This is a genomic window from Pseudomonas sp. B21-017 (assembly GCF_024749245.1).
Taxonomy (GTDB): Bacteria; Pseudomonadota; Gammaproteobacteria; order Pseudomonadales; family Pseudomonadaceae; genus Aquipseudomonas.
This window is the reverse complement of record NZ_CP087194.1, coordinates 4,804,574-4,822,788: the sequence shown is the minus strand read 5'-3', so window position 1 is coordinate 4,822,788 and position 18,215 is coordinate 4,804,574. Positions and strand designations below refer to the sequence as shown.

Below are 18,215 nucleotides of genomic sequence, written 5' to 3'. Positions count from 1 at the left end.
TGATGATCACCATCCAATACCCATAAGGCCGTTTTGGCTACTATCAAAACTTACGGCTGTGCAGGTCTTTGGACGAATGGTGGGGCAGTGAACTTGAGCGATGTCATGTCCCGCCTCTGATCCACCTTGTTCGTGGCAGCTGTCGAGCTTGCGAGGCTGCGTTCGAGGACGCAGTCCTCGCAAAGGATTTGCGACTGCTGCGCAGCCGAACGCAGCCTCGCGCAGCTCGGCAGCTGCTACCCCGGGCTCAACAAATCTATCTATTTCCCTCCTTGGCAAAAGTTGGAAGGCTTCTTGCAATAGCCGCCCTGCGCCTGCTTCAGGCGTCAAAAGTTTGCTTTAAAGGAACGGGGAAAACCGGTGGATCGCTCTCAGTTAATCAACAGTGCCCGCACAAACGTCGCCGACCTCAGTCGGGGCAATCTGGGCGTGCCGCTGTTGCTGCTGGTCATGCTGGCCATGATGATGTTGCCGGTGCCGCCGTTCCTGCTGGACGTGTTTTTCACCTTCAACATTGCCTTGTCCATCGTCGTGTTGCTGGTCTGCGTGTACGCCTTGCGGCCGCTGGATTTTGCGGTGTTCCCGACCATTCTGCTGGTGGCGACATTGCTGCGACTGGCGCTGAACGTGGCCTCCACGCGGGTGGTGATGCTCCACGGTCAGGACGGCCATGCCGCCGCCGGTAAGGTGATCCAGGCCTTCGGTGAAGTGGTGATCGGCGGTAACTACGTGGTCGGTATCGTGGTCTTCGCGATTTTGATGATCATCAACTTCGTCGTGGTAACCAAGGGCGCCGGGCGGATTTCCGAGGTGAGCGCGCGTTTCACCCTCGACGCGATGCCCGGTAAACAGATGGCGATCGACGCCGACTTGAACGCCGGCCTGATCGATCAGAACCAGGCGAAACTGCGCCGGATGGAAGTCGCCCAGGAGGCCGAGTTCTACGGTTCCATGGACGGTGCCAGCAAATTCGTGCGCGGTGATGCCATCGCCGGTCTGCTGATTCTATTCATCAACCTGATCGGCGGCATGGCGGTGGGTATCTTCCAGCACGGCATGAGCTTTGGTGATGCCGGCAAGGTTTATGCGCTGTTGACCATCGGTGACGGTTTGGTGGCGCAATTGCCATCACTGCTGTTGTCGACCGCCGCCGCGATCATGGTGACCCGTGCTTCCGGCTCGGAAGACATGGGTAAACAAATCAATCGTCAGATGTTCGCCTCGCCGAAAGCCTTGGCGGTGGCCGCAGGCTTGATGGCGGTGATGGGCCTGGTGCCCGGCATGCCACACGTCTCCTTTCTGTCCATGGCAGCCCTGGCGGCCGGTGGCGCTTACCTGTTCTGGAAGAAGCAGAACGCGGTCAAGGTTCAGGCCCTGCAAGAGGTCAAGCGTCAGCAGGAGTTGCTGCCGTCACCGGCCCGGGCTCAGGAAACCAAGGAGCTTGGCTGGGATGACGTGACGCCGATCGACATGATTGGCCTGGAAGTGGGCTACCGCCTGATTCCGCTGGTGGATCGCAACCAGGGTGGGCAGTTGCTGGCGCGGATCAAGGGGGTGCGTAAAAAGCTCTCCCAGGACCTGGGCTTCCTGATGCCGACTGTGCATATCCGTGACAACCTCGACCTGGCGCCTAGCGCCTATCGCCTGACCCTGATGGGCGTGATCCTGGCTGAAGCGGAGATTTACCCGGAGCGCGAACTGGCGATCAACCCGGGTCAGGTCTACGGCACGCTCAATGGCATCACCGCCAAAGATCCGGCTTTTGGCCTGGAAGCGGTGTGGATCGAAATCAACCAGCGTGCCCAGGCGCAATCCCTCGGTTACACCGTGGTCGATGCCAGTACGGTGGTGGCGACCCACTTGAACCAGATTCTGTACAAGCACTCCAGCGAGCTGATCGGCCACGAAGAAGTCCAGCAACTCATGCAATTGCTGGCCAAAAGCTCACCGAAGCTGGCCGAAGAGCTGGTGCCGGGGGTGGTTTCGCTGTCGCAACTGCTCAAAGTCTTGCAGGCGTTGCTGGCCGAACAGGTGCCGGTGCGGGACATCCGCAGCATCGCCGAAGCCATCGCGAACAACGCCGCCAAGAGTCAAGATACCGCCGCTTTGGTGGCCGCAGTGCGCGTCGGCGTATCCCGTGCAATCGTGCAAAGCATTGTAGGCACTGAGTCGGAGCTGCCTGTGATCACCTTGGAACCAAGGTTGGAACAAATATTGCTCAATAGTCTTCAGAAGGCAGGACAAGGCTCGGAAGAGGGTGTTCTGCTGGAGCCAAGCATGGCGGAAAAACTGCAACGCTCGTTGATCGATGCGGCGCAGCGTCAGGAAATGCAAGGTCAGCCGGTGATTCTGCTGGTGGCCGGTCCGGTTCGCGCGATGCTCTCGCGATTCGGTCGGCTGGCAGTGCCGGGTTTGCACGTGTTGGCTTACCAGGAAATTCCTGACAACAAGCAAGTGACCATCGTTGCGACAGTAGGGCCCAACGGCTGAGGTAGTGGTTTATGCAAGTTAAGCGTTTTTTCGCCGCCGATATGCGTCAGGCCATGAAACTGGTTCGTGATGAGCTGGGCGCTGATGCCGCCATCATTGGCAATCGCCGGATCGCCGGCGGTGTCGAGCTGACGGCTGCCCTGGATTACAAATTGTCGGCGCTGGCCCCGCGTGTTCCGAACATGGAACTCGAGGATGAGCTGCGCAAGACCCAGTCGCGGATCGTCACCGCCCAGGCCGAACTGAGCCTGCGCGGCGATGGCGAGAGCGACAAGACCACCAATCGCCAGTTGTTCGCCGGCCTGCCGTTGACCGCCGCCGAACCGCTGATCGAACCGGCGCTCGCCGAACCTCGGCGTCCGGCCCCCGCGCCTGCTGCGGCGACCGGTGTCGATCCGCGCGCATTCGATTCGATGCGTTTCGAGCTCAACAGCCTGCGTGAACTGATGGAAGTGCAGCTTGGCTCGCTGGCCTGGAATCAGCTGCAAGGCAGCCGTCCGGCCCAGGCCAACCTCTGGCGTCGCCTGCAACGTATCGGCCTGTCCGGCCCGTTGTCGCGCGATCTGCTGGCACTGATTACCGACATTGAAGAGCCTCGTCAGGCCTGGCGCATGTTGCTCGCGCACCTGGCGCGGATGATCGCCACCCCGGAAGTCGAGCCACTGGAAGAGGGCGGTGTGATTGCCATGGTCGGTCCGGCCGGCATGGGCAAGACCACCACACTGGCCAAGCTCGCGGCCCGTTACGTGCTCAAGTACGGCGCGCAGAACATCGCGCTGGTGAGCATGGACAGCTATCGCATTGGTGCCCAGGAACAGCTCAAGACGCTGGGCCGGATCCTTAACGTGTCGGTGACCCACGTCGATCCGGGTCAATCCCTGGTGCAGGCGCTGGAGCCCTTGCTGCGCAAACGCGTGGTGCTGATCGATACCGCCGGCCTTCAGGCCAGCGATCCGGCACTGCGCATGCAGCTCGAAAGCCTGGCCGGGCGCGGCATCAAATCAAAAAATTATCTGGTCCTGGCAACCACCAGCCAGAAACAGGTTCTAACTGCCGCTTATCACAGTTACAAACGCTGCGGCCTCGCCGGCTGCATCCTGACTAAACTGGATGAAACGGCAAGTCTGGGCGAGGTGTTGAGCCTGGCGATCAGTCATGAGTTGCCGGTGGCTTACCTGACCGATGGTCCACGGATTCCGGATGATTTGCATCTGCCACGTCGTCATCAGTTGGTCAGCCGCGCCGTTAGCGTACAAATGCAGGAAGAACCCAGCGAAGAAGCCATGGCTGACATGTTCGCTGATATTTACCACAGCCCGACCAAGCAGGTTGGCTGAGGTGTTAATGAACATTTTTTGTACCTACATCGATGGTCTGCCATGCATTGTTCCGATGGTGAACGCGCAGCCAGTAATGTGGCCTCCGTCTAAGTAAGACAAGGTAAAGAAATAACATGGGCAGCATGCATCCCGTACAGGTGATCGCGGTGACCGGCGGCAAAGGTGGCGTCGGGAAGACTAACGTGTCAGTGAACTTGTCCCTGGCTCTAGCTGAGCTCGGCCGGCGCGTCATGCTGCTGGATGCCGATCTGGGGCTGGCGAACGTCGACGTTCTGTTGGGACTGACACCCAAACGCACGCTGGCCGACGTGATCGAAGGCCGCTGTGAGCTGCGCGACGTGCTGTTGCAAGGGCCTGGCGGTATCCGCATCGTCCCGGCCGCCTCCGGCACCCAGAGCATGGTTCATCTGAGCCCGGCCCAGCATGCCGGCCTGATCCAGGCGTTCAGTGATATCGGCGACAACCTCGACGTATTGGTGATCGACACCGCTGCGGGCATTGGTGACTCGGTAGTCAGCTTCGTGCGCGCCGCGCAGGAAGTCTTGCTGGTGGTGTGCGACGAACCGACCTCGATCACCGACGCCTACGCGCTGATCAAACTGCTTAACCGCGACTACGGCATGAACCGCTTCCGCGTCCTGGCCAACATGGCGCAGAGCCCGCAGGAAGGCCGCAACCTGTTCGCCAAGTTGACCAAGGTCACGGATCGCTTCCTCGACGTCGCCTTACAATACGTCGGCGCAGTGCCTTACGACGAAAGCGTACGCAAGGCCGTGCAGAAGCAACGCGCGGTGTATGAAGCCTTTCCGCGTTCCAAGTGCGCCCTGGCGTTCAAGGCCATTGCGCAGAAAGTCGATACCTGGCCACTGCCGGCCAACCCTCGTGGACATCTGGAGTTTTTCGTCGAGCGCCTCGTGCAACAAACTGCAGGACCCGTGCTATGACAGCCAGCGGTTACAACCTCTACAAGCAGTCGGCACGTGACGCGCAGTACGAGCTGATCGAGCGTTACGCGCCACTGGTCAAACGCATTGCCTACCACTTGCTGGCGCGTCTGCCGGCCAGTGTCCAGGTCGAAGACCTGATCCAGGCCGGGATGATCGGCCTGCTTGAAGTATCAACCAAATACGACGCCAGCAAAGGCGCGAGTTTCGAGACGTACGCGGGCATTCGAATCCGCGGCGCGATGCTCGATGAAGTGCGCAAGGGGGACTGGGCGCCACGTTCGGTCCACCGCAATACCCGCATGGTCAGCGACGCGATTCGCTCGATTGAAGCTAAAACCGGCCGTGACGCTAAAGATCACGAAGTTGCGGCCGAACTCCAATTGAGTCTCGACGATTATTACGGGATTTTGAACGACACCCTGGGCAGCCGGTTATTCAGTTTCGACGATCTGTTGCAGGACGGCGAACACGAAGGGCTGCATGAGGATGGCGCGAGTGCTCATCTCGAGCCGTCACGCGATCTGGAAGATGAACGCTTCCAGGCGGCGCTGGCGGACGCGATTGCCAATTTGCCGGAGCGTGAGCGACTGGTGTTGGCGCTGTACTACGACGAAGAGTTGAATCTCAAGGAAATCGGTGAGGTCCTGGGGGTCAGCGAGTCGCGGGTCAGCCAGTTACACAGCCAGTGCGCGGCCCGTTTGCGGGGGCGTTTGGGGGAGTGGCGAGCGCGCTGAAGGCAGTGTGGGGACACTGCGAATGGAGCTGGTGTGGTGTTGAACCGTACCGGTCTCGATCTGTTGTGCTCCAGACAGTCATTGAGTGCTTTGCCGGATTGATTGAAATGGCGCGTCCAGGTGCTGGGCGCGTTTAAGACTGCTTGGAGGTCGAATTGGACAAGAACATGAAAATCCTCATCGTTGATGACTTCTCAACGATGCGGCGGATCATAAAAAACCTGTTGCGTGACCTTGGGTTCACCAACACCGCCGAAGCCGATGACGGGCTGACCGGGTTGCCGATGCTGCAAAGCGGTAACTTCGATTTTCTGGTTACCGACTGGAACATGCCCGGTATGACCGGCATCGACCTGCTTCGTGCGGTGCGCGCCGATGAAAGGCTCAAGCACCTGCCGGTGCTGATGGTGACCGCCGAAGCCAAGCGCGAGCAAATCATCGAAGCGGCCCAGGCCGGTGTTAACGGCTATGTGGTCAAACCCTTCACAGCCCAGGCGTTGAAAGAAAAAATCGAGAAGATTTTCGAACGCATCGGCTGATGTACTGCGCACGGGGGAGCTATGGAGCATAACGAATCTTCACAGGGCGATTTTGAGTCGACCCTGAAAAAACACGCGGTCGAACTGGTCGACAGCCTTGAAAAAGGCAAGTTTGGCGACGCTGTGCAACTGATCCATGAGCTCAACCAGACCCGTGACCGCGGCCTGTATCAGGAAGTGGGCAAGCTCACCCGCGAGCTGCATAGCGCGATCGTCAATTTCCAGATTGACCCGCACATGCCGCAAGCTGAGGAAGTGTCTCAGATCACGGATGCCACCGAGCGCCTGTCCTATGTGGTCAAGCTGACCGAGGCCGCGGCCAACCGCACCATGGACCTGGTGGAAAACGCCACGCCGCTGATCAACAGCCTGAGCGATGAAGCCCAGGCGCTGAGCACGGATTGGGGGCGGTTCATGCGTCGAGAAGTCGGGGCTGAAGAGTTCCGCGAACTGGCCCGGCGGGTCGATGGTTTCCTGACACGCAGCAGTGAAGACAACCGCGTCGTGTCGAGCAACCTCAACGACATTCTGCTGGCCCAGGATTACCAGGACCTCACCGGTCAGGTGATCAAGCGTGTGACCCAATTGGTCACCGAAGTTGAAAGCAATCTGCTCAAGCTCGTGCTCATGGCCAGTCACGTAGACCGCTTTGCGGGTATCGAACACGACCGTGAGGCGATGCTTGCTGAAAAAGATCCACAAAAACATCTCTCTCAGGGTGAAGGTCCGCAGATTCATGCCGATAAAAGAGAAGACGTTGTGTCCGGTCAGGACGATGTGGACGATTTGTTATCCAGTCTTGGATTTTAGTTTTCTGGGTTTTTAGACCTGTAGGAGCACCCCCTTAATGAGCTTCGGCGCCGATGAAGAGATCCTTCAGGATTTCCTGGTTGAGGCCGGCGAGATTCTAGAGCAACTGTCCGAGCAGCTGGTCGAGCTGGAAAGCCGACCTGATGATGCGGACTTGCTCAATGCAATTTTTCGCGGTTTTCACACTGTAAAAGGGGGCGCCGGCTTCCTCCAGCTCAACGAGCTGGTGGAGTGCTGTCACATCGCCGAGAACGTGTTCGACATCCTGCGCAAGGGGGAGCGTCGCGTCGACTCGGAACTGATGGACGTGGTTCTCGAAGCGCTGGACGCGGTGAACAGCATGTTCAGCGAAGTCCGCGAACGCAGCCCGATCACGGCTGCCACGCCTGAATTACTCGCGGCGCTGGCCCGTTTGGCCGAGCCGCAAATGGAAGCCGCACCGGCACCGGTCGCTGAAGTGGTTGAAGCTCCAGTCGCCGAAAGCGAATCGGGCGACATTACCGATAACGAATTCGAACAACTGCTGGACTCGCTGAACGCCGTCAAGGCCCAGGCCGAGGCGCCCGTAGCGGCTGCGCAGCCTGTTTCGCAGCCTGCCGCCGATGCAGCCGCCAGTGACGAAATCACCGATGCCGAGTTCGAGTCGTTGCTCGATCAATTGCACGGCAAAGGCCAGTTCGCCGCCGATGCAGTAGCCGCTGCGCCTGCTGCTCCGGCTGCTCCGAAAGCCGCCGGCGACAGCTCCGACATCACCGACGACGAGTTCGAAGCACTGCTCGACCAGTTGCACGGCAAAGGCAACTTTGCGGTCGATGCGCTGGAATCGGCAATCGCTTCGGCGCCAGCCCCGGCTGCGCCAACCGCCGCTGCGGCCGGTAGCGATCTGATCTCCGATCATGAATTCGAATCGCTGCTCGACGAATTGCATGGCAAGGGCAAGTTCACTGAAGTGGGCACTGCGTCTGCTGTTGCTTCGGTAGCGACTCCGGTTGCCAAGGCGCCAGCACCTGTGGCCAAGGCACCCGAGCCAAAAGCCGAAGCGCCGAAGCCTGCTGCCGCCGCAGCGCCGGCTCCTGCTCGTGCCCCGGCCGCGCCGCCCGCGGAAAAGCCAACCAGCGAAGCCGAGACCACCGTGCGGGTCGACACCGCGCGTCTCGACGAAATCATGAACATGGTCGGCGAGCTGGTACTGGTTCGTAACCGCCTGGTTCGTCTGGGCCTCAACAGCGGCGACGAAGCCATGTCCAAGGCCGTGTCGAACCTCGACGTGGTCACGGCCGACCTGCAAACCGCGGTCATGAAGACCCGGATGCAACCAATCAAGAAAGTCTTCGGGCGCTTCCCGCGCCTGGTTCGCGACCTGGCTCGCCAGCTCAAGAAAGAGATCAACCTGGAACTGGTCGGCGAAGAAACCGACCTCGACAAGAACCTCGTCGAGGCCCTGGCCGACCCGTTGGTCCACTTGGTGCGCAACTCGGTCGACCACGGTATCGAAGAGCCGGCTGATCGCGAAGCGATGGGCAAGCCTCGCAGCGGCAAAGTGATTCTGTCCGCTGAACAGGAAGGCGACCACATCCTGCTGTCCATCTCCGATGACGGCAAGGGCATGGACGCTGACGTTTTGCGCGGGATCGCCGTGAAAAAAGGTTTGATGGACAAGGATGCGGCGGACCGTCTCAGCGAGTCCGATTGCTTCAACCTGATCTTCGCGCCGGGCTTCTCGACCAAGACCGAGATCTCCGACGTGTCCGGTCGTGGCGTGGGCATGGACGTGGTGAAAACCAAGATCGCCCAGCTCAACGGCACCATCAATATCTACTCGACCAAGGGCAAAGGCTCGAAGATCGTCATCAAGGTCCCGTTGACCCTGGCGATCATGCCGACGCTGATGGTCATGCTCGGCAACCAGGCGTTCGCGTTCCCCCTAGTGAACGTCAACGAGATCTTCCACCTCGACCTGTCGCGCACCAACGTGGTGGACGGCCAGGAAGTGGTGATCGTGCGGGACAAGGCGCTGCCCTTGTTCTACCTCAAGCGCTGGCTGGTCAGCTCCGCCGCTCACGAAGAGCAGCGCGAGGGCCATGTGGTGATCCTTTCGGTGGGCACTCAACGGATCGGCTTCGTCGTCGATCAGTTGGTGGGCCAGGAAGAAGTGGTCATCAAGCCATTGGGCAAAATGCTCCAGGGGACCCCGGGCATGTCCGGCGCCACCATCACCGGTGACGGCCGCATTGCTCTGATTCTCGATGTTCCGAGCATGCTCAAGCGTTACGCCGCACGGCGTATTTGATTCTGGGGGAGCGGGGCGCCAGAGCCTCGCCCCGTCTAACGGAGTGTTTATGGCAGTCAAAGTCCTGGTGGTGGACGATTCGGGGTTTTTCCGCCGCCGCGTCTCGGAAATTCTTGCAGCGGATTCAAATATCCAGGTCGTCGGTACGGCGACCAACGGAAAAGAGGCGATCGATCAGGCCCTGGCCCTCAAGCCAGACGTGATCACCATGGACTACGAGATGCCAATGATGGATGGCATCACGGCGGTGCGGCACATCATGCAGCGCTGCCCAACCCCGGTGTTGATGTTCTCCTCGCTGACCCACGAAGGCGCCCGGGTCACCCTCGATGCGCTGGACGCCGGCGCGGTGGACTTCCTGCCGAAGAATTTCGAAGACATCTCCCGTAACCCGGAGAAGGTCAAGCAACTGCTGTGCGAGAAGATTCTCAGCATCTCGCGCAGTAACCGTCGTGTCAGCGCCTACACCCCTCCGGCACCGGTCGCTGCGCCAGCCCCGACGCCTGCGCCTTCGAGCGTCGGCAGCTACGGCAGCAGCGCGCCTGCGCGTCCGGCACCGGCACCGATTGCGGCGCGCCCCCATGCAGCGGCTCCGTCATCTCCCGCGCCGAAACGCAAAGCCTACAAATTGGTCGCCATCGGTACCTCCACCGGTGGCCCGGTTGCGCTGCAACGGGTTCTGACACAGTTGCCGGCCAACTTCCCGGCACCCATCGTGTTGATCCAGCACATGCCGGCAGCCTTCACCAAGGCCTTCGCCGAGCGCCTGGACAAGCTGTGCCGCATCAGTGTCAAGGAAGCCGAGGATGGCGACATCCTGCGTCCGGGCCTGGCGCTGCTCGCACCGGGTGGCAAGCAGATGATGATCGATGGCCGTGGCGCGGTGAAAATCCTGCCGGGCGACGAGCGTCTGAACTACAAGCCGTGCGTGGACATTACCTTCGGTTCCGCGGCCAAGTCCTACGGCGACAAAGTTCTGGCGGTGGTACTGACCGGCATGGGCGCCGACGGTCGCGAAGGCGCGCGTCTGCTCAAGCAGGGTGGCAGTGCGATCTGGGCCCAGGATGAAGCCAGTTGTGTGATCTACGGCATGCCAATGGCCATCGTCAAAGCCGAACTCGCGGACGCGGTGTACAGCCTCGACGACATCGGTCGGCACCTGGTTGAGGCTTGCATCTGATGGATGTGCTCAGCCTTATCGGGATTATCATGGCGTTCGTCGCCATCATCGGCGGCAACTACCTTGAAGGCGGTCACCTCGGCGCACTGGCCAACGGCCCGGCGGCGTTGATCGTACTCGGTGGCACCATCGGTGCCGCGCTGCTGCAATCGCCGATGAGTGCCTTCAAGCGTGCCATCCAGATTCTCGCCTGGATTCTGTTTCCGCCTCGCGTGGACCTGGCCGGCGGCATTGATCGCGTGGTGAACTGGAGTCTGACCGCTCGCAAGGAAGGTTTGCTCGGGCTGGAAGGGGTGGCCGACGCCGAACCTGACAGCTACTCGCGTAAAGGCCTGCAATTGCTGGTCGACGGTGCCGAGCCGGAAGCGATCCGCAGCATTCTGGAAGTGGATTTCTACACCCAGGAAAGCCGCGACATCGAAGCCGCCAAAGTCTTTGAAAGCATGGGCGGCTACGCGCCGACCATCGGTATCATCGGTGCGGTGATGGGCCTGATTCACGTCATGGGCAACCTGGGCGACCCATCGCAACTGGGCAGTGGCATCGCCGTCGCCTTCGTCGCTACCATCTACGGCGTGGCCAGTGCCAACCTGGTGCTGTTGCCGATTGCCGCCAAGCTCAAGTCCATCGCGTTACGGCAGTCGCGCTATCGCGAAATGTTGCTGGAAGGGATCCTGTCGATCGCCGAAGGTGAAAACCCTCGCTCTATTGAGTTGAAGCTTCAGGGCTTCATGGATTGATGGGGGAAATGGATCATGGCTCGTCGCAGGCAACATGAAGAACATGTGAACCATGAACGTTGGCTGGTTTCCTACGCCGACTTCATCACCTTGCTGTTCGCGTTCTTCGTGGTGATGTACTCGATCTCGTCGATCAACGAAGGCAAGTACAAGATCATTTCCGAGGCGTTGATCGGGGTGTTTACCGACTCTGACCGCGCCCTCAAGCCGATACCCATCGGCGAAGAGCGACCGAAGACCGTGACCCCGGCCAAGCCATTGGTCAAGGACAGCGAGCAGATCGACGCCGGCATCGCCCAGGCCGCCAACGATCCACTCAAAAGCATCGCCGATGACATCAGCGCGGCGTTCGGCGACTTGATCAGTTCCAACCAGATGACCGTGCGCGGCAACGAGTTGTGGGTCGAGATCGAACTCAATTCCAGCCTGTTGTTCGGCAGCGGCGACGCCATGCCCAGCGACATTGCGTTCAACATCATCGACAAGGTCGCTGCGATCCTCCGGCCGTTCGACAACCCGATCCACGTCGAAGGTTTCACCGACGATCAACCGATCCGCACCGCGCAATACCCAACCAACTGGGAACTGTCCTCGGCCCGTTCGGCGAGCATCGTGCGGATGCTGGCGATGCAGGGCGTGAACCCTGGTCGCCTGGCATCGGTGGGTTATGGCGAATTCCAGCCAGTGGCCAACAACGCCACCGCCGAAGGCCGTGCGCGCAACCGTCGGGTGGTGCTGGTGGTGTCACGCAATCTTGATGTACGCCGTAGCCTCACCGGTACCGGAACGGCTCATGCACAACCGGATGCCGCATTGAAGCGGGCTGGCACACAAACTGCACCGACCCCGGTCAAGTCGCCGGGACGCGAGAGTGCCGTCAATTCTCCGTCACCCGCATTAATACGTTGAGCTATTTCTCGGTCGACGTTTTCGACCGGGAGGAACAATCCGAATGAGAGTCTGGGCAGTTGCCAATCAAAAGGGTGGTGTCGGTAAAACCACTTCCTCCATTGCTTTAGCCGGTTTACTGGCGGAGGCGGGCAAGCGCGTGGTTGTGGTCGATCTCGACCCCCACGGCTCCATGACCAGCTACTTCGGTTACGACCCCGACAGCCTGGAGCACAGCAGCTACGACCTGTTTCTGCACAAGGGCAACGTGCCGCAAGGCTTGCCCGGTCAGTTGTTGATGCCCACCAGCGACGAACGCATTTCCCTGTTGCCATCGAGCACCGCGCTGGCCACCCTTGAGCGCCAGTCGCCGGGCCAGAGCGGTTTGGGCCTGGTGATCGCCAAGAGTCTGGCGCAGTTGTGGCAAGACTTCGATTACGCCGTGATCGACAGCCCGCCGTTGCTCGGCGTGCTGATGGTCAATGCCTTGGCGGCCAGCCAGCAGTTGGTGATTCCGGTGCAGACCGAGCACCTGGCGGTCAAAGGCCTGGAACGCATGGTCAACACGCTGGCGATGATCAACCGCTCGCGCAAACTGGCGTTGCCGTTCAACATCGTGCCGACCCTGTTCGACCGCCGCACCCAGGCTTCGCTTGGCACTCTGCGCGTGCTGCGCGACAAGTACCCGGAAGAAATCTGGCAAGGCTACATACCGATCGACACCCGCTTGCGTGACGCGAGCCGGGCAGGGCTGACGCCGTCGCAATTCGATGGCAAGAGTCGCGGCGTTCTCGCCTACCGCGCACTGCTCAAGCATCTGTTGGCCCAGCAACTTGTTCCGCAGGTGGCTTGAGATGAGCCTGATTCCTACGATGGTATTCGCATGACCCGGCCGGTGAAGATCACCTCGCGCCCGCAATTGGCCCTTCAGTCTTATCTGGATGGCTTGCTGCAGGACGCGACCGAAGAGCTGTTGCCTGAAGTCGAGGCGCTCCCTGAGGTTGTCGAGGCTGAAGCTGCGCTGGACGAGTTCCAGGCGGCGGTGCTCGAAGAGCAGGCGCGCGATGCGCAGAAGCCGGCAGTGGTCGCGGCCCCCGTTGTTGCGCCAGTGGCGAAGGCACCGGTGGCCGTGATCGAAGCGCCGGCACCGATTCTGGCGTCCGTGTCGACGATTGCGCCGTTGCTGCAAGCGTTGGTGCCGCCGGTGGTGGAAGTTCATCTGCCGCCGAGCAACACGCCGCCTCCGGTGGAAAATGACGATCGTCCGGCCTGGGCGGCCGAGCCGTTCGAATGCCTGTTGTTCGATGTCGCCGGGTTGACCCTCGCGGTGCCGCTGGTGTGCCTGGGTTCGATTTATTCCCTGGCCGGCCACGAGCTGACGCCGTTGTTCGGTCAGCCGGAATGGTTCCTCGGGATCCTGCCAAGTCAGGCCGGCAACCTGAAGGTGCTGGATACCGCACGCTGGGTCATGCCGGACCGCTACCGCGACGATTTCCGCCAGGGCCTGCAATACGTTATTTCAGTTCAGGGCTATGAGTGGGGGCTGGCGGTGCATCAGGTCAGCCGCTCGTTGCGCCTGGACCCGAATGAAATCAAATGGAGAAGTCACCGGGGGCAGCGGCCATGGCTCGCCGGCACGGTGATTGAACACATGTGCGCTTTGCTCGATGTCGCCGCACTGGCCGAATTGATCGCCAGCGGCGGGGCGAAGCACATGGGCGGCAGTAAGCCGAACCACAAACCGACATAAAAAACACGCATCGGCATTCAAGTGCCGGTGCACTGAATACACACCGCTAGGGCGGTTTTTCGAGGGGTCAGGGTATGAATGACAAGGCGACGGCGGCAAAGGGTTCCGAAGATCCGATCCTGCAATGGGTCACCTTCAAGCTGGACAATGAAACCTACGGCATTAACGTGATGCGCGTTCAGGAAGTCCTGCGCTACACCGAAATCGCTCCGGTACCGGGTGCCCCGAGCTACGTGCTGGGTATCATCAACCTGCGCGGCAACGTGGTCACCGTGATCGACACCCGTCAGCGTTTCGGCCTGGGCACGGTCGACGTCAGCGACAACACCCGCATCGTCATCATCGAAGCCGACAAGCAAGTGGTCGGGATCATGGTCGACAGCGTGGCTGAAGTGGTTTATCTGCGTCAGTCGGAAATCGAGACCGCACCGAACGTCGGTAACGAAGAGTCCGCCAAGTTCATTCAAGGCGTGTGCAACAAGAACAATGAACTGCTGATCCTGGTCGAGCTGGACAAGATGATGAGCGAAGAAGAATGGTCGGAACTGGAGAGTATCTGATTGATTCTTGAGGTGGCTGTGATTGTCCTGTTCCTTTTGTGGGCGGGCACGCTGGCGATGTTCCTGGCGTACATCCGCGCTCAAAGGCAGGTCGCCGCACAACAGGCTCAGGGCGATGCGCTGCGCGATCAGCGCATCAAGGACCTGGCCAAGCGCGTCGACGACTACCAGAACGGCAACGTGCGCATGGGTGAAGACCTGCACGAACTGCGCGCGGTGGTCGGGCCGTTGCCGGACAAACTGGCGCAGTTGGAACAGCGTGATCCATCGAGCCTTTCATTCGCCCAGGCCGCGCGTCTGGTGGGGATGGGGGCCAGCGTCGATGAACTGACTCAGTCTTGCGGGTTGACCCAGGCTGAGGCGGAGTTGATGAGCAAGTTGCACAGAAACTGAGAAGAGCAAAAGATCGCAGCCTCGTTTCACTCGACAGCTCCTACAGGGCGTACACCATCCCAATGTAGGAGCTGTCGAGTGAAACGAGGCTGCGATCTTTTTACATTCAACAAAGATTCAATAATCATCCCCGCGCTCGGTGACGTCCTTCTCCACCGTCACCGCATGCGGATCATGCCCCGCCGGAAACTTGCCTTTCAGATTCCACGCAAACGCGATGATCTCGGCAATCGTGCGATACAACTCCTCGGGAATACTCTCGCCCAATTCCATCCGCGCCAGCAGTTTCACCAGTTCGGCGTTCTCGTAAATCGGCACTTCGTAGTCACGGGCAATCCGCAGAATTTCTTCAGCCAGTTCCTCGTCACCTTTGGCCGTAAGGGTAGGGGCGTGGCTGCCGTCGTATTTGAGGGCGATGGCCTGGCGCGGTGCGGTGGATTCGTTCATGCGGTTTCGTCGACCCAGCGTTGTTCGAGACGGGTTTGAGGGCCTTGTGGCGGTGTGCCGAGGTGGCAATCCAGATCGCCGACGTTCAGCCCGGAATCCAGCAGGCGCTGGCGCAGCGCGGCCAGATTGCTTTCGATCAGGCTCGCGGTGTACGGCCGTTCGGCCCACAGCTGACTGGAGAGGCTGCCTTTGATCAGTTGGGCCTGAATCTGCAACGGCCCCAACGGTTCCATGTCGAATGCCAGCTCGACGCGCCATAGCGGTTGCTTGGGTTCGCGTTCGTCGCGGCGTTCGCGCGGTTGTTCTTTTTCGGGGGCTTCTTCGCGCTGGAATTTGACCTGCAACGGCACGATGTCCTGCAGGTTGCGCATGGGGATTTCCAGTTGCCAGGTGCTCATCAACCGCCCGTCACTGGTGACGCCAGTCTGCTCAAGGCTCGACAGCTGATGACTTTGCAAACGTGAAACCGCCGCCGCAGCCAGGCGCAGCAGGTGCTCGAGATCATCTTCGCCTTCCGCGCTTTGCAGCAGGCGCTCGGGCAGTGGGAAGCTGGTCGGCGACGGTTTGGCACTGACTTGCCCGAGCATGCCGAGGGCATTGCGCACGAAACTCGGCATGGCCTGGGCCAGGGTGTTGGCGGCGATGATTGCGTTGAGATTGGTGTTGGCCGGCAGGCCCGGCGTCAGTTGGGCGATCAGCTTGAGCAGGTCGCCTTTCATGTCTGGCACCAGCGTCGGGTTTTGTCCGGTCAGCAATTTGGCTTCGAGGAACAGGCCACTGTTGGCCAGCGCCTGGGCCAGGCCTTTGGGCGTACTCAATTGTTGGACGTCCGGCAGGCCGGCGAGCAATTTGTCCACGGCAGCGCGCAGGTCGCTGGAGGTTTGATCCGACGGCGGCAGGTTTTGCAGGACCTTGATCAAGCCATCCAGAGAACCCTGGCGACTTTGCTGGCTGACCAATTGTTGCGTCACCGCCAACTGTTCCTGACGGCTGCTCAGCGGCACGAATTTGAGTGTCTGGGTGTCCTGCACCAAGGCGCTCAGCAAGGTGCCGATGCGCAGCGGTGTCGGGCTGTCGATGCTCAACGTGTTGCCGCTCAGCGCGGTGTTGAGCAGGCTCACCATCGAGCGAAACACCGTCGGCTGGCCCGGCACCTGCGGCATCACCTGAGAGGTCAGCACTTTGCCTTGCAGCAGGGTGCCGACCGGCAGTTGCGCGGTATCGATACGGGTGAGGGTGGCGACGCTGGAGGCGATGGCCTGTTGCACCGTGACCGCCAGACTGCCCGCCGACGGCTGGGTGATCGACAGGCTGGTGCCCTGGGGCAACGGCTGAGTGCTGGTGGCCTGGACTGTGGTCTGGCGGCCGCTGTCGAGAGTGACCTTGAGCAACAGTTGAAAGGTCTGATCCGCCTGCTTGAGCGACAGCACTTCAGCCTTGGCGGTCTGACCGGGCGTGATCAGGCCCTCCATCGGCGTCAGCAGCTTGAGCAACTCGCCGCTGATCACCAAAGGGCGCGAAGTCGCCGGGGTGGTTGGCGGGAGCGGGAGGATGTTCATTTCGCCTGTCATACGCGGACACAACCTGAGGAAATTGCACTCTTGAGAGTAGGGAACGCCATGTATAATGCCGCCCGTCTTTCGCTGAGTGGCGAAAACATTGCAATTGATTGACGCAGCTCTCTAGAACAAGCCGTCATAGCATCTATGCTGCATCTCTTTAACGGCCGCGCCAGAGCCGACTTGAACCGCATAAGGCCCGTGAACCCTTGACCAGTCCTGTCCTGCAAACCGTTGCCCTTGCCTGTGAGCGAGACCTTCGGCTGCTCTTCGAAAATCTCGAATTGCGACTGGCCAGTGGCGAAATGTTACAGATCAGCGGCCCTAACGGCAGTGGCAAGACCAGCCTGCTACGTCTGCTTTGCGGTTTGATGCATCCGACCGCCGGTCAAGTGTTGCTCAACGGCCAGCCACTGAACGAACAACGCAGTGAACTGGCGCGCAACCTGCTGTGGATCGGCCATGCCGCCGGCATCAAGGACCTGCTGACCCCCGAAGAAAACCTCAGCTGGCTCTGCGCCTTGCATCAACCGGCCTCCCATGAGGCGATCTGGCAAGCACTGGCGGCGGTGGGGCTGCGCGGTTTCGAGGATGTTCCCTGTCACACCCTGTCTGCCGGCCAGCAACGTCGTGTGGCGTTGGCGCGGTTGTACCTGGACAGCCCGCCGCTGTGGATCCTCGACGAGCCATTCACCGCGCTCGACAAACAAGGCGTGGCGCAACTCGAAGAACACCTGGCCGCGCACTGCGAGCACGGCGGCATGGTGGTGCTGACCACTCACCACACGCTGAGCCGGATGCCGGCCGGTTATCGCGACATTGATTTGGGGAATTGGGCCGTATGAGTGTTTTCGGCCTGTTGGTCGCCCGTGAGGCTCGTTTGCTGTTCCGCCGTCCCGCCGAATTGGCGAACCCGTTGGTATTTTTCGCCATCGTCGTCTCCTTGTTCCCGCTGGCGGTTGGTCCCGAGACTCAATTGTTGCAAACCTTGTCTCCGGGGCTGGTCTGGGTGGCGGCGCTTTTATCGGTTTTACTCTCGCTGGACGGGCTCTTCCGCAGTGATTTCGAAGACGGATCCCTTGAACAGTGGGTCCTTTCGTCGCACCCCCTGCCTCTTCTGGTGCTGGCCAAGGTGCTGGCACACTGGGCCTTTTCCGGCCTGGCACTGGTTTTGCTCGCGCCATTGCTGGCGCTGATGCTCGGTTTGCCTGCCGCTTGTCTGCCGGTGTTGCTGCTTTCTTTATTGCTCGGTACACCGGTGTTGAGCCTGCTCGGTGCGGTGGGCGCGGCGCTGACGGTAGGATTGAAGCGTGGTGGCCTGTTGCTGGCGCTGCTGATTCTGCCGCTGTATATCCCGGTGTTGATTCTCGGCAGTGGCGCCTTGCAGGCGGCATTGCAGGGCATGCCGGCGACCGGTTATCTCTTGTGGCTTGGTAGCCTGACCGCCCTGGCGATAACCCTGGCACCTTTTGCAATAGCTGCTGGCCTGAAGATCAGTGTCGGCGAATAATGAGGTCTGGTTAAAATTTAACCAGTAAAGACCCTTTG

The 18,215-nt window shown here is 60.4% G+C and carries 18 protein-coding genes; 16 read left to right on the top strand and 2 right to left on the bottom strand.

Annotated elements, in window-relative coordinates:
* The first annotated feature begins 360 nt into the window (after positions 1-360).
* The 14 genes from flhA (at position 361) to LOY28_RS21645 (ending at position 14,661) form a co-directional block, all read left to right on the top strand.
* A complete protein-coding gene (flhA, locus tag LOY28_RS21710; RefSeq protein WP_258612523.1) occupies positions 361-2,490 on the top strand; it encodes a flagellar biosynthesis protein FlhA in 2,130 nt (709 codons plus the stop codon).
* 11 nt (positions 2,491-2,501) lie between these two features.
* The gene (gene flhF, locus LOY28_RS21705; RefSeq protein WP_018925058.1) at positions 2,502-3,827 is read left to right on the top strand and encodes a flagellar biosynthesis protein FlhF; all 1,326 of its coding nucleotides are present in this window, start codon (positions 2,502-2,504) and stop codon (positions 3,825-3,827) included.
* Positions 3,828-3,943: 116 nt separating this feature from the next.
* Positions 3,944-4,774 carry a flagellar synthesis regulator FleN gene (gene fleN, locus LOY28_RS21700; protein ID WP_003222917.1) on the top strand — a complete coding sequence of 277 codons (831 nt, stop codon included), beginning with the start codon at positions 3,944-3,946 and terminating at the stop codon, positions 4,772-4,774.
* Positions 4,771-5,511 carry an RNA polymerase sigma factor FliA gene (fliA, locus tag LOY28_RS21695; RefSeq protein WP_018925059.1) on the top strand — a complete coding sequence of 247 codons (741 nt, stop codon included), beginning with the start codon at positions 4,771-4,773 and terminating at the stop codon, positions 5,509-5,511. The genes fleN and fliA overlap by 4 nt, the downstream gene beginning before the upstream one ends.
* 167 nt (positions 5,512-5,678) lie before the next feature.
* The gene (locus LOY28_RS21690; protein WP_167331167.1) at positions 5,679-6,050 is read left to right on the top strand and encodes a chemotaxis response regulator CheY; all 372 of its coding nucleotides are present in this window, start codon (positions 5,679-5,681) and stop codon (positions 6,048-6,050) included.
* Positions 6,051-6,071: 21 nt separating this feature from the next.
* Positions 6,072-6,860: a protein phosphatase CheZ gene (locus LOY28_RS21685; protein ID WP_018925061.1), complete on the top strand. Its 789-nt coding sequence runs from the start codon at positions 6,072-6,074 to the stop codon at positions 6,858-6,860.
* A 37-nt stretch (positions 6,861-6,897) separates the two neighbouring features.
* A complete protein-coding gene (locus LOY28_RS21680) occupies positions 6,898-9,150 on the top strand; it encodes a chemotaxis protein CheA (protein WP_258612522.1) in 2,253 nt (750 codons plus the stop codon).
* A gap of 49 nt (positions 9,151-9,199) precedes the next feature.
* Positions 9,200-10,330 (top strand): chemotaxis response regulator protein-glutamate methylesterase, encoded by a 1,131-nt coding sequence (locus LOY28_RS21675; RefSeq protein WP_105339836.1) that lies wholly within the window; start codon positions 9,200-9,202, stop codon positions 10,328-10,330.
* Positions 10,330-11,070 carry a flagellar motor protein gene (locus LOY28_RS21670; protein WP_018925064.1) on the top strand — a complete coding sequence of 247 codons (741 nt, stop codon included), beginning with the start codon at positions 10,330-10,332 and terminating at the stop codon, positions 11,068-11,070. Before LOY28_RS21675 ends, LOY28_RS21670 begins: the two co-directional genes overlap by 1 nt.
* A gap of 15 nt (positions 11,071-11,085) precedes the next feature.
* Positions 11,086-11,979: a flagellar motor protein MotD gene (gene motD / locus LOY28_RS21665; RefSeq protein WP_018925065.1), complete on the top strand. Its 894-nt coding sequence runs from the start codon at positions 11,086-11,088 to the stop codon at positions 11,977-11,979.
* Positions 11,980-12,022: 43 nt separating this feature from the next.
* Positions 12,023-12,811 carry a ParA family protein gene (locus LOY28_RS21660; RefSeq protein ID WP_018925066.1) on the top strand — a complete coding sequence of 263 codons (789 nt, stop codon included), beginning with the start codon at positions 12,023-12,025 and terminating at the stop codon, positions 12,809-12,811.
* Between the two features lie 30 nt (positions 12,812-12,841).
* A complete protein-coding gene (locus tag LOY28_RS21655) occupies positions 12,842-13,708 on the top strand; it encodes a CheW domain-containing protein (protein ID WP_064619453.1) in 867 nt (288 codons plus the stop codon).
* Between the two features lie 74 nt (positions 13,709-13,782).
* On the top strand, positions 13,783-14,268 hold the full coding sequence (locus LOY28_RS21650) for a chemotaxis protein CheW (protein WP_007938663.1): 486 nt from the start codon (positions 13,783-13,785) through the stop codon (positions 14,266-14,268).
* Positions 14,269-14,661 (top strand): DUF2802 domain-containing protein, encoded by a 393-nt coding sequence (locus LOY28_RS21645; protein WP_018925068.1) that lies wholly within the window; start codon positions 14,269-14,271, stop codon positions 14,659-14,661.
* A gap of 117 nt (positions 14,662-14,778) precedes the next feature.
* Here LOY28_RS21645 and LOY28_RS21640 read toward each other — a convergent pair whose 3' ends face one another.
* Both LOY28_RS21640 and LOY28_RS21635 read right to left on the bottom strand, forming a co-directional pair.
* Complete coding sequence (locus LOY28_RS21640) at positions 14,779-15,108, bottom strand: EscU/YscU/HrcU family type III secretion system export apparatus switch protein (RefSeq protein ID WP_018925069.1); 330 nt, start codon at positions 15,106-15,108, stop codon at positions 14,779-14,781.
* Entirely contained in the window at positions 15,105-16,679 is a 1,575-nt protein-coding gene (locus LOY28_RS21635; protein ID WP_258612521.1) for a flagellar hook-length control protein FliK, read from the bottom strand. The genes LOY28_RS21640 and LOY28_RS21635 overlap by 4 nt, the downstream gene beginning before the upstream one ends.
* Positions 16,680-16,876: 197 nt before the next feature.
* Here LOY28_RS21635 and ccmA point away from each other — a divergent pair, with 197 nt between their 5' ends.
* Together ccmA and ccmB are read left to right on the top strand one after the other, a co-directional pair.
* Complete coding sequence (ccmA, locus tag LOY28_RS21630) at positions 16,877-17,512, top strand: cytochrome c biogenesis heme-transporting ATPase CcmA (RefSeq protein ID WP_018925071.1); 636 nt, start codon at positions 16,877-16,879, stop codon at positions 17,510-17,512.
* A complete protein-coding gene (gene ccmB, locus LOY28_RS21625; RefSeq protein ID WP_007939195.1) occupies positions 17,509-18,177 on the top strand; it encodes a heme exporter protein CcmB in 669 nt (222 codons plus the stop codon). The genes ccmA and ccmB overlap by 4 nt, the downstream gene beginning before the upstream one ends.
* Positions 18,178-18,215: the final 38 nt, after the last annotated feature.

What these genes read in the sequence shown, in the direction of transcription:
- flhF (WP_018925058.1), top strand. Translation starts at nt 2,502, where the DNA reads ATGCAAGTTAAGCGTTTTTTCGCCGCCGATATGCGTCAGGCCATGAAA.
- fleN (WP_003222917.1), top strand. Translation starts at nt 3,944, where the DNA reads ATGGGCAGCATGCATCCCGTACAGGTGATCGCGGTGACCGGCGGCAAA.
- fliA (WP_018925059.1), top strand. Translation starts at nt 4,771, where the DNA reads ATGACAGCCAGCGGTTACAACCTCTACAAGCAGTCGGCACGTGACGCG.
- LOY28_RS21690 (WP_167331167.1), top strand. Translation starts at nt 5,679, where the DNA reads ATGAAAATCCTCATCGTTGATGACTTCTCAACGATGCGGCGGATCATA.
- LOY28_RS21685 (WP_018925061.1), top strand. Translation starts at nt 6,072, where the DNA reads ATGGAGCATAACGAATCTTCACAGGGCGATTTTGAGTCGACCCTGAAA.
- LOY28_RS21680 (WP_258612522.1), top strand. Translation starts at nt 6,898, where the DNA reads ATGAGCTTCGGCGCCGATGAAGAGATCCTTCAGGATTTCCTGGTTGAG.
- LOY28_RS21675 (WP_105339836.1), top strand. Translation starts at nt 9,200, where the DNA reads ATGGCAGTCAAAGTCCTGGTGGTGGACGATTCGGGGTTTTTCCGCCGC.
- LOY28_RS21670 (WP_018925064.1), top strand. Translation starts at nt 10,330, where the DNA reads ATGGATGTGCTCAGCCTTATCGGGATTATCATGGCGTTCGTCGCCATC.
- motD (WP_018925065.1), top strand. Translation starts at nt 11,086, where the DNA reads ATGGCTCGTCGCAGGCAACATGAAGAACATGTGAACCATGAACGTTGG.
- LOY28_RS21660 (WP_018925066.1), top strand. Translation starts at nt 12,023, where the DNA reads ATGAGAGTCTGGGCAGTTGCCAATCAAAAGGGTGGTGTCGGTAAAACC.
- LOY28_RS21655 (WP_064619453.1), top strand. Translation starts at nt 12,842, where the DNA reads ATGACCCGGCCGGTGAAGATCACCTCGCGCCCGCAATTGGCCCTTCAG.
- LOY28_RS21650 (WP_007938663.1), top strand. Translation starts at nt 13,783, where the DNA reads ATGAATGACAAGGCGACGGCGGCAAAGGGTTCCGAAGATCCGATCCTG.
- LOY28_RS21640 (WP_018925069.1), bottom strand. Translation starts at nt 15,108, where the DNA reads ATGAACGAATCCACCGCACCGCGCCAGGCCATCGCCCTCAAATACGAC.
- LOY28_RS21635 (WP_258612521.1), bottom strand. Translation starts at nt 16,679, where the DNA reads ATGACAGGCGAAATGAACATCCTCCCGCTCCCGCCAACCACCCCGGCG.
- ccmB (WP_007939195.1), top strand. Translation starts at nt 17,509, where the DNA reads ATGAGTGTTTTCGGCCTGTTGGTCGCCCGTGAGGCTCGTTTGCTGTTC.